Here is a 14,487-nt window from a genome sequence, read left to right as displayed (position 1 = left end):
ACCTACACCTGCAGTCGCTCGTGACGAACCAGCGGCCGGGCAAAGAGTTCCGCTAGATCGGCCGCTTGATCGAACCCCTGAATCGGAGAGAATACCAGCTCGATCGACCATTTGGTGCGCAACCCCTCGGCCTCCAGCGGGTTGGCCAACCCCAAACCACAAACGGTCAGATCGGGGCGGTCGTTGCGCAGCCGGGCCAACTGAGGCTCAAGATCCTGCCCCTCGATCAAGCGAACCTGCTCACCCAGCGCCTCAGCCTCGTGGCCGTGTAGCTGTCGATCGAAATACGGCGTCGCCACCTCCACCGGCTGCATCCCGCACTCCTGCGCCAGAAAACGCGCCAACGGCAACTCAAGCTGCGAGTCCGGCAAAAAGGTAATCCGTTTGCCCTCAAGCACCTCGCGCTGACGCGCCAGCGCGCTGCGCGCCCGGGCGATCGGCGCGGCGGTCACCTCGGCGAGACGCTCCGGGGCGACCCCAAAGGCGCTTGCCGCTGCCTGTAGCCAACCCAGTGTACCCTCAATTCCTACAGGATAGGGGGCTTCTAGGTGCTGTGCACCGCGGCGAATCAGAGCACGGGTCGCCTCGCCGACGAAGGGCTGCGCCATCAGCACCCGCGTCTGCGGTCCGACCGGCGGCAACTGCTCACCGCTGCGCGGCGGCAGAAAGTGGACCGGGGCGATTCCCAATGCGTCGAAGAGGCGACGAAACTGATCCTCGACGATATCGGCCAAGGTGCCGAGCACAATCAGGCCGCCTGCGGCCGCCTCCGGATCACTGTTGGCATCGGCTTGCGGCAGCTGCTCGACGAGGGATAACAGACACTGATCCTCGCCCTGGGTAAAGGCCGTCTCAAGACCACTGCCGGAGTAGCTCAGCACCTGCACCCGCTCCTGATGGGCGGCACTGAGCCGTTCAGCGGCGGTCTCCAAATCGAGTTTAATGACCTCGGAGGGGCAAGAGCCGACGAGAAAGAGGGTGCGAATCTCGGGGCGGCGGGCGAGCAGCTCGTGGACGATGCGATCGAGCTCGTCGTTGCAATCGGCCAAGCCGGCCAAGTCGCGCTCACCGAGCACCGCCGTGGCAAAGCGCGGCTCGGCGAAGATCATCACCCCGGCAGCCGCCTGCAGCAGGTGGGCACAGGTACGCGAGCCGACGACCAAGAAGAAGGCGTCGTGCATCTTACGATGCAGCCAGACGATGCTGGTCAGACCGCAGAAGACCTGCCGTTGGCCGCGCTCCTGGCAGAGCCGGCCTGCTGCCGAGGAGCAGCCGGCCCCGATCTTGGTCTCAGCAGGCGCGGCATCGGCGAGCAGTGGATCACTCATCCCCCCGCTCCCTCCTGCCCCTGGGGGCCGCCCTCGGCAGCAGCAGCGGCCCGCATTCGCCGCTCTTGCAAGCGTGCCGCCCGCAGCTTGAGCACGAACTGCCCGGCGTTGACCACGTAAGCGAAGTAGGCCGCTAGGGCGATCATCATCTGCTGCACGGGGGTGAAGATGTCGCCGAACCACACCACAAGATAGGCGGTATGGAGCAGGATCACCCCCATGCTGACGACGTCTTCCCAAAAGAAGGCCGGGGCAAAGAGGTACTTACCGAAGACGACCTTCTCCCAGATCGCCCCAGTCACCATGATCGTATAGAGGACAAGGGTCTTGATTATAATCGACCACGCCGCCCATTCGAGCAACTCACCGGTTCTCAGGTACCAGATCACCAACCCGAGGCTGACCAAAAAGACGACGAACTGAGCCGGCGCCAGCACCCCCTGCACGGTCGTCCACCAGGTGGAATCCCGCCGCCGCCGCTGCTCTTCCGTGTAAAGGGGCGAATCATCTCCGAGCCACGATGCATGATGCTGCATTGCGCTGCATCTCCCGTTGCCTAACCAACCGTGATGTGCCGGCTTCGACGCGAGTCTACTGACGGCCGCGATAAAGTGTCAACTTGCCATAGGGCGCTCCAGCAGGCGCCACTGCGGGGCTGACGGAGTGACGCTCAAGCACGCGCTCGGCAACCACCCAAGCACTCTACGGCCGCACCGTCACCCCCGCGCCGCACCGCGCGCGCCTTAGGCGCTGCTCTTGCTCCCCTCGGTCAGGGGCTCCAACAGCAACAGATAGCGCAAAGCCGCCGCGTAGTCGCGGTCGTTGACCTGCTCATCCTCTTGCTCACGCTTGAGGACGCGGTCGATCTGCGCCTTAGCCACCACAGAGAGGTGGGCGTGCAGCGCCGCCTCGCCACCAAGCTGGTCGACATACTCGCTGACAAACTTCTGCGAGCGCATCCGGTTCAGCTCACCGCGAATCGCCCGCTGCCAGAAGACCCGCCGCAACCCGACAAAGACGAAGACCGCACCCGGCAGAGCAAACGTCGCCACCAAGGCCGCCAGTGTATGCTCCGCCCCGGGGAGCAAGTCGTACTGTGTCACCACCCAAAAGTAGAAAGCGATCGACACCAGGGTGACTAGCGGGATCGAGACCACTAGACCTTTCCATGTCGAGGCGGTCAGCTGTTGTGCCAGCCGCTTACGCTCTTTGCGAATCCAATCTTCTGTCATGCCGGGCTCCTCAGCTTGATGCGTCTTTGATCTGCATGAATCGGCGCATTGTATGTATCTGCGTATGTGCCTGCGTATGTGTCTGCAACCTCGGTGTGCGTAGGGTCCCCGTACGCCACCAGCGTCACTCGCCCACTCTCACTCTACGTGCGGCAGTCCGGAGAGGGCTGTCGCCACTTCATCGCTACTGCCGCCTAAGTCCGTAAGCTTACCAGCCAAATAGTCCGTATAGGCCTGCATATCGAAGTTGCCGTGCCCACTCAGATTAAAGAGGATCGTCTTCGCGGTGCCGTCGCGGCGGCAGGCGGCGGCCTCATCGAGCACAGCCTTGACCGCGTGCGTGGCCTCCGGCGCCGGGATGATCCCTTCGGCACGGGCGAACTGCAGCCCGGCAGCGAAGCACTCAAGCTGATCGTAGGCGCGCGCATCAATGTACCCCAGCTCTTTGAGATGGCTGACTTGCGGTGCCATGCCGTGATAACGCAGACCGCCAGCGTGGAAACCACGAGGGACGAAACCCGAGCCGAGGGTGTGCATCTTGGTCAACGGTGCCAGCTGCGCTGAGTCGCCATAGTCGTAGGCAAAGCGCCCCTGGGTCAACGTCGGACAGGCCAGCGGCTCGACGGCAATCGCCTCGACACTCGGCCCGCCACGCAACGCCGCGCCTAGATAGGGAAAGACGAGGCCGGCGAAGTTGCTGCCACCACCGGTGCAAGCGATGATCGTATCGGGGTAGGCGTCGGCCATCGCCATCTGCTCCATCGCCTCAAGGCCGATCACCGTTTGGTGGAGCATGACGTGGTTGAGCACGCTGCCGAGGGCGTAGTGCGTATCGTCACGTGCCACGGCCATCTCGACCGCCTCGCCGATGGCGATACCGAGGCTCCCGGTGCTCTGCGGATCTTTCGCCAGCACGGAGCGGCCGTACTCGGTGCGCTCGCTCGGGCTCGCCGTACAGCGGGCCCCAAAGCTCTCCATGAAGGCGCGCCGGTACGGCTTTTGGTGGTAACTCACCGCGACCATGAAGACTTCGATCTCGAGATCAAAGAGTGCCCCAGCAAGCGCCAGTGATGAGCCCCACTGCCCGGCACCGGTCTCCGTGGTAATCCGTCGCACCCCTTCGGCGTAGTTGTAGAAGGCCTGTGGAATCGCGGTATTCGGCTTATGGCTGCCGGCCGGACTGACGCCCTCGTACTTGTAGAAGATACGGGCCGGGGTATCGAGCGCTTGCTCCAGGCGGCGGGCGCGGTAGAGCGGTGAGGGTCGCCACTGCCGGTAGGCATCGCGCACCGGCTCGGGGATCTCGATCTCGCGTTCGGCGCTCATCTCCTGCTCAATGACGGCGCGCGGAAAGAGCGGGGCTAAATCGTCGGCGCTCACCGGCTGTTTGGTAGCCGGGTTCAGCACCGGAGCCAATGGCTGCGGCAGGTCGGCGTTAATGTTGTACCAGGTACGCGGCAACCGGGCCTCGTCGAGCAGGTATTTGGTCGTCTCGCTCATCGGCGGGCTCCCCAGGTGGTCGTGTGACAGAACGCCGGTATGTTAGCGGGGGGAGCGGCCCAGGGGAAGAAGAGAGACGCCTATCAATAGGCCGCAGAGGCCCCGTGGAGTTGCCGTGGAGCTATCGCCCACTCGCTGCGGACTTGTCAGGCAGGCGCGAAGCCCTTAACTTTTGCGGTAAGATACGCGGTCGGCCGGATGCAGCGCGCCGAGCGAAGACCTGAAAAGACAACGACATTGCGAAGGGGATTGAAGAACATGGACCTGGATACCAGCACCTGGAGCGGTAAAGTGATCGTCTCAGCCGGGGTCGGCATCGGCTTTACGCTGCTGTTGATGATCTTCGTCGCTACCGCGCTCAGCCCGCGCTTAATCTCGCTGAGCTGGATGATCACCTCGATCTGCGTCGGCAGCGGCATCGCCTACATGATCTTGCGCGAGAAGGGCTACTTGTAGCGGGGCGGCGTAGGCAGACGGCCCTAGGAGCCCTCCAGCTTCTTCGCCAACTCGCGGGGCAGGCCGAAGGTGACGTGCTCGGGTTTGCCGGCGATGCGCTCTTCGGGCGCCTCACACCCCCAGAGCTGCAGCTGCTCGACGACCTCGACGACGGTGCTCTCGGGGGCTGAGGCCCCGGCGGTAACGCCAACCGCCTGACAACCGTCGAGCCATTCGCGTTGCAGGTCGGCCGCCCCGTCGATCAGGAAAGCACGGGTGCCGCAGCGCGCGGCGAGCTCGCGCAGGCGGTTGGAGTTCGAACTGTTGACCGAGCCGAGCACGAGCAGCAGCTCGACCTCATCGGCGAGGCTGCGTACCGCATCCTGCCGGTTCTGGGTGGCGTAGCAGATGTCGTTCTTGCGCGGCCCACGGATCTTCGGAAAACGCTCCTTGAGGGCGTTGACTACAACCGCTGCGTCGTCGACCGAGAGCGTGGTCTGGGTGACGAAGGCCAGCTCGTCTGAATAGCGAACCTGTAACTCGCGCGCCTCTTGCTCGCTTTGCACGAGGTAGATTCCACCCCGCTCACCGGGCGGCGGAATGTACTGCCCCATGGTCCCCTCGACCTCGGGGTGGCCGGCGTGGCCGATCAAGATCACCTCGCGGCCTTGCTCGGCGTGGGCGCGCACCTCTTTATGGACCTTGGTGACCAATGGACAGGTGGCGTCGAAGACCTGCAGCTGACGGCGCAACGCCTCGTCGACAACGTGCTGCGGCACACCGTGAGCACTGAAGATCACCGTCGCCCCATCGGGCACTTCATCGAGTTCTTCGACAAAGACCGCCCCGCGCTTGCGCAGATCCTCGACCACATAACGGTTGTGCACCACTTCGTGACGGACATAGACCGGCGTGCCACACACCTCCAGCGCCCGCTCGACGACCGCGATCGCCCGATCGACCCCGGCACAGAAGCCGCGCGGATTGGCCAAGATGATTTTGGTCACGGTTGCTTCCTCTCCCGAAACAGCGCCAGCAGGACGAACCCAACCCCAAGGGTAATGGCGATATCGGCGACATTGAAGATCGGCCAGTGCCAATCTTGATAGTAGAGGTGGATAAAGTCGATCACGTAGCCAAAACGCACCCGATCGATCAAGTTGCCGATCGCCCCGGCCAAGATCAAGGTCAAGCCGCTCGCCAGCAGCATCGAGTGTGCAGCGATTTGCCGCAGCCAGTAGAGCAGATAGGCGCTGACGCCGACCGCGATCGCGATCAGAAACCACCGCTGCCACCCGCTGCCCTCGCCCAGCAGACTAAAGGCCGCCCCGGTATTGTAGCCCAGGGTCAGATTCAACACCGGCAACAGCTCCAGCGACCCCCCCAGCGGTAGTGCAACATCGGCCCACAGCTTGGTGAACTGATCGAGCACAATGATCGCCGCAGCGACCCACAACCAGCGATAGAACCCCATCCGACTAGGCCACCTGCCGCTGCTCGCCAGCCCCGCTGACGTTCTCGACACAGCGCCCGCAGAGCGCCGGGTGCTCGACACTCGAGCCGATATCGGGCCGTCGGTGCCAGCAGCGTGGGCACTTCTCATGGGCACTGGCGGTGACGACCATACGCACCGCGGTGCCATCTTCCAGCGTTGCCGCTACGGCCTCCTCCGGTGCCTGGGCCAGCGGCGCCAGCGTCGCCGCCGAGGTGATCAGCACGAAGCGCAGCTCATCGCCCAGCGGCGCCAACTCCGCAGCTAGCGCCTCGGGGACGTAGAGGGCGACCTCGGCATCGAGATTGGCGCCGATGACCTTGGCGTTGCGCAGCCGCTCCAGCTCGCGGCTCACCACCGTGCGCACCTCGATGACCCGCTCCCAAAAGCGCTCCGCCGCCACCCCGGCGACCGCATCGGCCGACTCCAGGTCGGCGTACCAGTGGGCGGCAAAGACCGTCGACTCGCGCTCCCCGGGCAGCAGCTCCCAGATCTCATCGGCAGTAAAGGAGAGGATCGGCGCCAGCCAGCGCACCAAGGCTTCGGCGATGTGATAGAGCGCCGTCTGGGCCGAGCGGCGGGCGCGGCTCTCAGGCGGCGTCGTATAGAGGCGATCTTTGATGATATCGAGATAGAAGCCACCCAGATCGACGACACAGAAGTTGTGCAGCAGGTGGTAGATGCGGTGCATCTCGTAGCGATCGTAGGCGGCGACGATGGCCTGCTGCAGTTCCAGGGTGCGGGCGACCGCCCAGCGATCGAGCGGCAGCAGCTGCGCACTCGGCAGTCGATCGCGCTGCGGCTCGAAGCCGTGGAGGTTGCCGAGCAGGAAGCGGGCGGTGTTGCGCATGCGCCGGTAGGCATCGGCGGTGCGCTGCAAGATGTTTTCAGAGACGGCGATCTCGCCGCTGTAGTCGGCCGAGGCCACCCACAGCCGTAAGATATCGGCGCCGAGCCGGTCCATGACGTCTTGCGGGGCGACGACGTTGCCGCGCGATTTTGACATCTTCCGGCCCTGCTCATCGACAGTAAAGCCGTGCGTCAACACCGCCTTATACGGCGCATGACCGTGGATGGCGGTCGCGGCGAGCAGCGACGATTGGAACCAGCCGCGGTGCTGATCGGAGCCTTCCAGGTAGAGATCGGCCGGCTGCTGCAGATCGGGATGGCGCTCCAACACGGTCGTGTGCGTCACCCCGGAGTCGAACCAGACATCGAGGATATCGGTCACCTTCTCGTAGTCCGCCGCGGCATCGCCGAGCAAGTCGACCGGCTCAAGCCGCCACCACGCCTCAAGCCCCTCGCGCTCCATGCGCCGGGCCACCTCTTCCATGATCGCCGGTGTCTCCGGGTGCGGCTCACCGCTGCGTCGATCGACAAAGAGGGCAATCGGCACCCCCCAGTGGCGCTGCCGCGAGATGCACCAATCGGGGCGGCCACGCACCATGGCCTCAATACGCGCCTCACCCCACTGCGGCAGCCACTCCACTTTGGCGATCTCTGCCAAGGCCCGAGCGCGCAGCCCCGCGCGCTCCAGGTCGATAAACCACTGCGGGGTGGCACGGAAGATCACTGGGCTCTTATGGCGCCAGCAGTGCGGGTAGCTGTGCTGATAAGGGGCGTGGTGAAGCAGCGCACCACGCGCCTCGAGGACGCGGATGACTTCGGGGTTGGCGGCGAAGACGTTCAGACCGCCGAAGTGCTCGGTCTCGGCGAAGAAGCAGCCGTTGCCATCGACCGGATTGGTCACCTCCAGGCCGTAGCGCTTACCGACGATATAATCGTCCTGACCGTGTCCCGGGGCGATGTGGACACAGCCGGTGCCGCCCTCGACGGTGACGTGGTCGGCCAGCACGACCGGTACAACGCGCTCCAGGAAGGGGTGGTGCAGTTGCAGGTCTTCCAGGTCGGCCCCGCGACAGCGTCCGACGATCTCGTAGCGCTCGATACCGGCACGCGCCAGCGTCGCCTCAAGCAGCTCCGCGGCGAGCAGCAGGCGTTCGCGCTGCTCAACCGCCACGACGACGTACTCCAGATCACAGTGCAGCGCCACCGCCCGGTTCGCTGGCAGCGTCCACGGGGTCGTCGTCCAGATCACAACCGCCGCCGGCCCGGCCTGCGCCCCCTCCCCCTCTAAGTGGAGACGACCCTCTAAGTCGGCGGCGTCGACGAGGGGAAAGCGGACATCGACGGCCGGTGAGGTGCGCTCTTCGTACTCGACCTCGGCCTCGGCGAGGGCCGAGCCGCAATCGGCGCACCAGTAGACCGGCTTAAAGCCGCGCGTGATGTGTCCGGCTTCGAAGATGCGCGCTAACGCCCGCAGAATACCGGCCTCGGTGGCGTAGTCCATGGTGCGGTAGGGCCGATCCCACGCCCCAAGCACCCCGAGGCGTTCGAAATCGCGCCGCTGCTGCTCGACTTGGGCGCTGGCAAAGTCACGGCAGTGCTGACGGAATTCGGCGTAGTCGAGATCGCGCCCCGGCTTCCCGACGCTCTCCTCGATCTTGTGCTCGATCGGTAGGCCGTGGCAGTCCCACCCTGGGACGTAAGGGGCGTCGTAGCCATCGAGGGTACGCGCCTTAACGATGATGTCCTTGAGGATCTTATTGACGGCGTGGCCGATGTGGATATCGCCGTTGGCGTAGGGGGGACCGTCGTGCAGGATGAAGCGCTCGGCACCACGGCGGGCCTCACGCACCCTCTGGTAGAGCCCCTCGTCGTGCCAGCGCGCCAACCGCTGCGGTTCACGCTCGGCCAAACGAGCGCGCATGGGAAATTCGGTATGGGGAAGATTCAGAGTCTGCTTATAATCGCTCACGTCACCGCCTCGCTTGGATCGAGATCGCCCTGTAAAAGTCGTCGTGCAGTTTCGACATCGCGCCCGATTTGCTGAGCCAAGGCCTCAAGCCCAGGGAATTGCCGCTCACCGCGCAACCACTGCACCGGCTCAATGCGCAAGTGTCGACCGTAGAGATCGCCGCTGAAGTCGATCAGGTGGGCCTCGAAGACGGCCTGCCGCCCGTCGATGGTCGGGCGAACACCGACACTCACCGCTGCCGGCCACCCGTCCAGCACCTGAGAGGATGCGGCAGCACGCCCGCGCTTAGGCCGCTCTTCGTAGGCACGGGCGGCGTAGATCCCGCGCAGCGGCAGGCGCGCTGCCGGCACCCGCAGATTGGCCGTCGGCCACCCCAACTGCCGCCCCATGGCATCGCCGTGGACCACCCGGCCGCTCACCTGGAAGGGCTGCCCGAGCAGTTCGGCCGCCTCAGCAAACCGGCCGACCGCCACGGCCGCACGCACCCGGGTGCTGCTCACCCGCTCGGCGGCTACGCAGACCGTCTCCATGGCGTGCACGATAAAGCCAGCGCGCGCGCCGAGGCGACTTAACAGCGCAAGATCACCGCCGCGAGCAGCGCCGAAGCGGAAGTCATCGCCAACCAAGACATACTGCACACCTAGGCGTCGACCAAGCAGCTCTAGGGCGAAATCCTCGGCGCCTAAGCCGGCCAGGCTGTGATCGAAGCGCAGCGCGACGACCCCGTCGACCCCGGTCGCCGCAAGGCGTCGCACCTTCTCGCGCAGAGTGGTGAGGCGCGCCGGTGCCCGATGCGGCGTCAGATACTCGGTCGGGTGCGGCTCAAAGGTGACGACGTATGCGGCACAGCCGCGCTCGGCAGCGGCTTGGCGCAGCTGCGCGATCATCGCCTGATGGCCGCGATGCACCCCATCGAAGTTGCCGATGGTGACGGCAGCACCGCGATGGCGGGCGCGCACGTTGTGTATTCCGCGAACGATCTCCATCAATCATCGACAAAAAGGGGGAGTATACGTGAGCGGGGCGGCACTCGGTAGGGCGCTGCCACCAAGAGGCTGCGTGCGCCGGCTTGCCGCTGCCAGTACAATGCCCGGCGCCATCGCCTGACCGGTTGCACACAGGTCACTGAGGCCATTGGGCTCGTTGAAACCGTTGGGCCGTTGTGGGCACCGGTGTGGCCACCGGGATAGGCTCTTCCAGGGGGCTCTGCCGGGGCTTTGGGCTGCGAGCCATTGCGGCTACCGAACCCTTCAGGGCCAGCGGGACCAGCGGGGCAATTTGAGAGATCGGGGAGCGCACACTTGTGGTTACCGGCCTATTCCGCCACCTCTTGACCTTCGGCTCGCTGACCTTCCTATCGCGCATCCTCGGCCTCGGGCGCGATGTCATCATCGCCAACGTCTTCGGCTCCGGACCACAGACCGACGCCTTTATCGTCGCCTTCAAGATCCCCAATTTCATGCGCCGGATCACCGCCGAGGGCGCCTTCTCGCAAGCGTTCGTGCCGGTCTTGGCCGACTATCGCGCTCATCGCAGCCACGCTGAGGTGCGCGCGCTGATCGCCCGCACCGCCGGCACCTTGGCAGTGGCACTGTTGGTCGTGGTGATCATCGGCATCGTCGCCGCACCGGCCCTCGTCACCCTCTTCGCCCCCGGCTTTCGCGACGACCCCGAGCGCTTCGCCTTGACCAGCGAGCTGTTGCAGCTGACCTTCCCCTACATCTTGCTTATCTCGATGGTGGCGTGCGCTGGGGCCGCCCTGCACGTCTACAACCGCTTCGCCTCCTTCGCCTTCGCCCCGGTGCTGCTCAACGCCACCCTCATCAGCGCAGCCTTGTGGCTATCGCCGCTGCTCAGCGAGCCGATCGTCGCCCTGGCGATCGGGGTGGCGGTGGCCGGGGTGCTGCAACTGCTGCTGCAGCTGCCCTTCCTGGCGCGCGAAGGGCTGCTGGTGATGCCACGTCCCGCCTGGCGCGACCCGGGGGTGCGCCGCATCGCCCGGCTGATGGGGCCAGCCGTCCTTGGCTCTTCGGTGATGCAGATCAACCTGTTGGTCGATACCATCCTGGCCTCTTTTTTGATCGCCGGCAGCGTCAGCTGGCTCTACTTCTCCGATCGCTTAGTCGAACTGCCGCTGGGGGTCTTCGGCATCGCCCTGGGGACCGTACTGCTGCCACGGCTCTCAGCGGAGCACGCCGCAACCACCCCAGAGCAGTTCTCACGCACCCTCGATTGGGGACTGCGTCTTGTCCTGGTGGTGATCGCCCCAGCCACCGCTGGCCTGATCGTCCTCGCCGGACCGATTCTGACTACGCTCTTTCAGTACGGCGCCTTCAGCCCTTCCGATGTCGTCGCCTCCGCCCACTCGCTGGCCGCCTACAGCCTCGGGCTGTTCGGGTTCGTGCTGGTCAAGGTGCTCACTCCGGGCTACTTCTCACGCGAAGATATGCGCACCCCGGTCTACTGCGCGGTGGTGGCCGTGATCGTCAATTTGGTGCTGTCGATCACGGCGGTCTGGCTCCTGCGTGAGACCGCCTACGGCCACGTCGCCCTCGCCGGGGCGACCGCTGCCTCGGCAACGGTCAACTCGGCGCTGCTCTTCTACGGCTTACGCCAGCGCGGCGTCTACCGCCCAGAGGGCGGCTGGCGGCGGCTCTTTGTGCAGGTTGGGATCGCCACCGGCGCTATGGTTTTGGTCCTTCTCTATCCGGCCCTGCAGCTGGAGGCGTGGCTGGAGGCCGGAGTGATGACCCGCATCGCTTGGCTCTTTGCTGCGGTGGGCGTCGGCGCCGCAGTTTACACGGGCGGCATCCTGGCGCTGGGGCTGCGTCTACGCGAGTTGCGTGAACCGACAGCCGACCGTACCCCTTGACAACCCCCGCGGCCATCGGCATATTGCGCGATTCTATCGCGTAGCCGCCGCTTCGCTGCTTAATCGTGGGGTCAGCCGCTTCAGCACTGAGCCGAGCGATGGCCGAAGCAATGACACGGGGTCAACCTGGGCCAAACCTGGGCCAACCGATCCGGAAGACGGTTTGACTGGATCCGGTCGGCTCGGCGGTCGACAAGGTGGCGAAGCGATTCAACGCATTCAACTCAGACGAGCCAACCGAACCACTGCAGGAGTGTAACCGTGGCAAATAGCCCCAGCGCCAAGAAGCGTGCCCGCCAGGCCGAAGTTCGTCGACTGCGCAACAAGTCGCGCCGCAGCGAGATGCGCTCCTCGATCAAGAAAGTCTTGCAGGCCGTTGCCAGTGGGGACCACGGTCAGGCACAGACGGCCTATCGTGAGGCATCGCGGATCCTTGATCGCGGCGCCCAGTACGGCATCATTCACAAAAACAAGGCCGCGCGCCATAAGTCACGCCTTAACGCGCGCGTTCGTAGCCTCGCGAGCTGACCCAACGGCACCGGGGCGCGCGTTACGCCTCGCGAGCCTGGGAGCGCAAGCGTCCTCGTCGGCATTCTGCTTATCCCTGCCGGCGGGGACGTCGGCGCTCCCGGGAAGAGCACTCGACCACCGCCATGCTGCGGCGTCACCCTACGCACGCACGGGCCTGGTGTCGATCGCTACCAGATCAAGCCGCCACTGACCGCCCGCAGATCAATATCAAAGGCCTCGACCCAGCGCATGCTGCGAATGTGAGCGATGCGACCGATGGTCACCTCGCTGCTCGCCGCCCCCGCTGGCGGCCACTCGCCGAAAAACGAATCCTCAAAGAGCAGACCGCGCAACCCCGCCTCCTGCACTAGGTAGACACTGTAGAGACGGCCGTCATCGCCAGCCTCACGGTAAAGCAACTCAACGACCGTGCCCCGCGGCAGCACCACAATGGGCGGATAGATGCAGCTATAACCGCTGCAAGTTGTCGTATAGGGCAGCAGTCGGCCGCGCTGCTCATCTTCCTCGCGAGCGCTGTCGTAGATGGCCACCGCACGATCGAGCTGCATCAGCCGACGCTCGTCCAGGCCGATCGCCAACGGTGGAGTTCCGCGCCGCGGCCCTGGAGCCTTGCCCCCACCAGCCTCACGCAACGCGGTCCGCGCAGCGGCATCGCCTGCCATAGCAGCCGCTAACCGGGCATAGGTTATCGGTGTCCCGCCCCAGTGATCGACCGGCGAGGGATCGGCGCCACGGCTCAGCAGCTCTTCAACAGTCTCGTGGTTCCCAAAAAGAGCGGCGAAGGTCAGAGCCGTCCGACCGTTGCGATCCTGCTGCTCCAGCGGTGCGCCGGCATTGAGCAGGGCGGCCACGCTCTCCCCATCGCCCCAAGCAGCCGCGGCGTGCAGCGGGGCAAAGCCGTAGTGATCGCCACCACCGGGAGTGGCCCCGGCGGCCAACAGCGCCAGTACCGTCTCACTACGGCTGGCTGCGCGCTCCAGCCCCGCCACCGCATCCCCCGAGGCGACATAGCCCACGGCTGCATGCCAGAGGGCATCGGCCCCGTAGGCATCGGGGCGCGCCGGGTCGGCGCCGTGTTCGAGCAGCTGTTCGATGATGGCCACCCGTCCCAAGCGAGCCGCCTCGTGCAGCACTGTGCGCCCGCCAACCTCGCCCCCCGGCACCGCAGCATCGGCATCGACAGCGCGCGCCAGCAACGCCTCGACAGCCGCCTCATCGCCGCTGAGCACCGCCGCGGCCAAGGCCGCCGACCCTGCCGTCAGCGGTCGGACACCGTAGCGCTGCAACAGGGCAGCGATCTGCGCGCTCTCAGCCACAGCGATATCGGCCAGATTGACGCGCCGCCCCTGCTCCATCCAGGTCGCTTCGGGGTTCAGGCCGTGCGCCAGCATCCAGCGCAGTGTCTCAATATCGCGCGCACGCACGACATCGGCCACCGCCGGCGCTGCCGCAGCCTGCCGACTGACCTCGCGCAGCCGCGCTGCCGCAACCCGATGGCGGGCTGCAGCAGCGAGCGACAACGCCGTCGCCCCAGCGGCGTCGCGCCGATCGGGATCGGCCCCCGCCGCCAGCAAGGCCTCGAGCAGTCGTGATTCGCCGCGCAAGGCGGCGATCATCAGCGGTGTGCGCCCCTGCTCATCGGCCACATCGATGCGCTGCGCAACACCCAGCAGGCGCAGGGTTGCCCGCTCGTGTCCACCCTCGACGGCGTAGTGAAGCGGATGACGCCCTGCCGCATCGACTGGATCGGTCGCCACCCCGCGCTCAAGCAGTAAGGCGACCGCCCGTTCACGCCCGTAGACCGCGGCATAGTGAAGCAAGGTGCGTTCATGTTGATCCGCTGCGGCGGGATCGATACCGCTGTCAAGCGCCTCGACCAGGGCGGCATGGTCGTCGTCACGAATCGCCTCGATGGCGGCTCGTTGCGGCTCCCCCCAGAGCAGCGCACAGCTGAGCTGTGTCGCCACCAGCCCACCAAGCAGTAAGCGCAGCCCCAACGTGCATCCAGCGCCAACGCCTCTCACGCGCTCACCGTTTGACATCCTCTCCACGACTAAAGCCGGGAAGTTCTCGCGCCAGTTTGGTGATCACCATGTTGTCGCGGTGGATCAGCTCTGGCTCATCGACATAGCCAAGCGCCCCCTCAATCTCGCTGCTTGAGCGCCCAGCAATCGCCCGGGCCTCTTCGGCGCCATAACTGACCAGCCCGCGCGCGACTTCGCTGCCGTGCACATCGAGACACGCCACCAAATCACCCCGGGAAAATTCACCCACCACCC

At 65.5% G+C, this 14,487-nt stretch carries 13 protein-coding genes; 3 read left to right on the top strand and 10 right to left on the bottom strand.

Annotation, left to right across the window (positions count from 1 at the left end; translation table 11 throughout):
- Positions 1–2: 2 nt before the first annotated feature.
- The 4 genes from CKO15_RS07795 to CKO15_RS07780 form a co-directional block, all read right to left on the bottom strand.
- Complete coding sequence (locus tag CKO15_RS07795; protein WP_200194616.1) at positions 3–1,328, bottom strand: ferredoxin:protochlorophyllide reductase (ATP-dependent) subunit N; 1,326 nt, start codon at positions 1,326–1,328, stop codon at positions 3–5.
- Complete coding sequence (gene bchF / locus CKO15_RS07790) at positions 1,325–1,864, bottom strand: 2-vinyl bacteriochlorophyllide hydratase (protein WP_200194614.1); 540 nt, start codon at positions 1,862–1,864, stop codon at positions 1,325–1,327. Before bchF ends, CKO15_RS07795 begins: the two co-directional genes overlap by 4 nt.
- 207 nt (positions 1,865–2,071) lie before the next feature.
- Complete coding sequence (locus CKO15_RS07785; protein ID WP_200194612.1) at positions 2,072–2,560, bottom strand: hypothetical protein; 489 nt, start codon at positions 2,558–2,560, stop codon at positions 2,072–2,074.
- 138 nt (positions 2,561–2,698) lie between these two features.
- Positions 2,699–4,060, bottom strand: coding sequence for a TrpB-like pyridoxal phosphate-dependent enzyme (locus CKO15_RS07780; protein ID WP_200194610.1), 1,362 nt, complete (start codon positions 4,058–4,060; stop codon positions 2,699–2,701).
- A gap of 258 nt (positions 4,061–4,318) precedes the next feature.
- Between CKO15_RS07780 and CKO15_RS07775 the strand changes: the two genes are divergently transcribed.
- On the top strand, positions 4,319–4,516 hold the full coding sequence (locus tag CKO15_RS07775) for a hypothetical protein (protein WP_200194608.1): 198 nt from the start codon (positions 4,319–4,321) through the stop codon (positions 4,514–4,516).
- 23 nt (positions 4,517–4,539) lie between these two features.
- Here the strand turns inward: CKO15_RS07775 and ispH are convergent, their stop codons facing one another.
- Genes ispH through ribF form a run of 4 tightly spaced genes read right to left on the bottom strand, consistent with a single transcriptional unit; the run spans position 4,540 to position 9,791 of the window.
- Entirely contained in the window at positions 4,540–5,502 is a 963-nt protein-coding gene (ispH, locus tag CKO15_RS07770; RefSeq protein WP_200194606.1) for a 4-hydroxy-3-methylbut-2-enyl diphosphate reductase, read from the bottom strand.
- Positions 5,499–5,969, bottom strand: coding sequence for a signal peptidase II (gene lspA / locus CKO15_RS07765; protein ID WP_200194604.1), 471 nt, complete (start codon positions 5,967–5,969; stop codon positions 5,499–5,501). The genes ispH and lspA overlap by 4 nt, the downstream gene beginning before the upstream one ends.
- Before the next feature lie 4 nt (positions 5,970–5,973).
- Positions 5,974–8,805, bottom strand: coding sequence for an isoleucine--tRNA ligase (gene ileS / locus CKO15_RS07760; protein ID WP_200194602.1), 2,832 nt, complete (start codon positions 8,803–8,805; stop codon positions 5,974–5,976).
- Positions 8,802–9,791, bottom strand: coding sequence for a bifunctional riboflavin kinase/FAD synthetase (gene ribF, locus CKO15_RS07755; protein ID WP_200194600.1), 990 nt, complete (start codon positions 9,789–9,791; stop codon positions 8,802–8,804). Before ribF ends, ileS begins: the two co-directional genes overlap by 4 nt.
- Before the next feature lie 317 nt (positions 9,792–10,108).
- On the opposite strand from ribF, the gene murJ reads away from it, so the two are divergent.
- Both murJ and rpsT read left to right on the top strand, forming a co-directional pair.
- Positions 10,109–11,677 (top strand): murein biosynthesis integral membrane protein MurJ, encoded by a 1,569-nt coding sequence (gene murJ, locus CKO15_RS07750; RefSeq protein WP_200194598.1) that lies wholly within the window; start codon positions 10,109–10,111, stop codon positions 11,675–11,677.
- A 261-nt stretch (positions 11,678–11,938) separates the two neighbouring features.
- Positions 11,939–12,205: a 30S ribosomal protein S20 gene (gene rpsT / locus CKO15_RS14110; RefSeq protein WP_200194596.1), complete on the top strand. Its 267-nt coding sequence runs from the start codon at positions 11,939–11,941 to the stop codon at positions 12,203–12,205.
- 170 nt (positions 12,206–12,375) lie between these two features.
- Here the strand turns inward: rpsT and CKO15_RS07740 are convergent, their stop codons facing one another.
- Both CKO15_RS07740 and CKO15_RS07735 read right to left on the bottom strand, forming a co-directional pair.
- The gene (locus CKO15_RS07740) at positions 12,376–14,250 is read right to left on the bottom strand and encodes an ankyrin repeat domain-containing protein (protein ID WP_200194594.1); all 1,875 of its coding nucleotides are present in this window, start codon (positions 14,248–14,250) and stop codon (positions 12,376–12,378) included.
- On the bottom strand, positions 14,237–14,487 hold a 251-nt coding region (locus CKO15_RS07735; RefSeq protein WP_338036024.1), incomplete at its 5' end, for a PUA domain-containing protein. The genes CKO15_RS07740 and CKO15_RS07735, both read right to left, overlap by 14 nt.

It is taken from the genome of Halorhodospira abdelmalekii, from assembly GCF_016583625.1.
GTDB classification, from domain to species: domain Bacteria; phylum Pseudomonadota; class Gammaproteobacteria; order Nitrococcales; family Halorhodospiraceae; genus Halorhodospira; species Halorhodospira abdelmalekii.
The sequence above is the reverse complement of the archived record's forward strand: the minus strand, read 5'-3'. Positions and strand labels throughout refer to the sequence as shown.

Coding starts and splice junctions, on each gene's coding strand:
- CKO15_RS07795 (WP_200194616.1), bottom strand. CDS start 1,328: ATGAGTGATCCACTGCTCGCCGATGCCGCGCCTGCTGAGACCAAGATC.
- bchF (WP_200194614.1), bottom strand. CDS start 1,864: ATGCAGCATCATGCATCGTGGCTCGGAGATGATTCGCCCCTTTACACG.
- CKO15_RS07785 (WP_200194612.1), bottom strand. CDS start 2,560: ATGACAGAAGATTGGATTCGCAAAGAGCGTAAGCGGCTGGCACAACAG.
- CKO15_RS07780 (WP_200194610.1), bottom strand. CDS start 4,060: ATGAGCGAGACGACCAAATACCTGCTCGACGAGGCCCGGTTGCCGCGT.
- CKO15_RS07775 (WP_200194608.1), top strand. CDS start 4,319: ATGGACCTGGATACCAGCACCTGGAGCGGTAAAGTGATCGTCTCAGCC.
- lspA (WP_200194604.1), bottom strand. CDS start 5,969: ATGGGGTTCTATCGCTGGTTGTGGGTCGCTGCGGCGATCATTGTGCTC.
- ribF (WP_200194600.1), bottom strand. CDS start 9,791: ATGGAGATCGTTCGCGGAATACACAACGTGCGCGCCCGCCATCGCGGT.
- CKO15_RS07740 (WP_200194594.1), bottom strand. CDS start 14,250: ATGTCAAACGGTGAGCGCGTGAGAGGCGTTGGCGCTGGATGCACGTTG.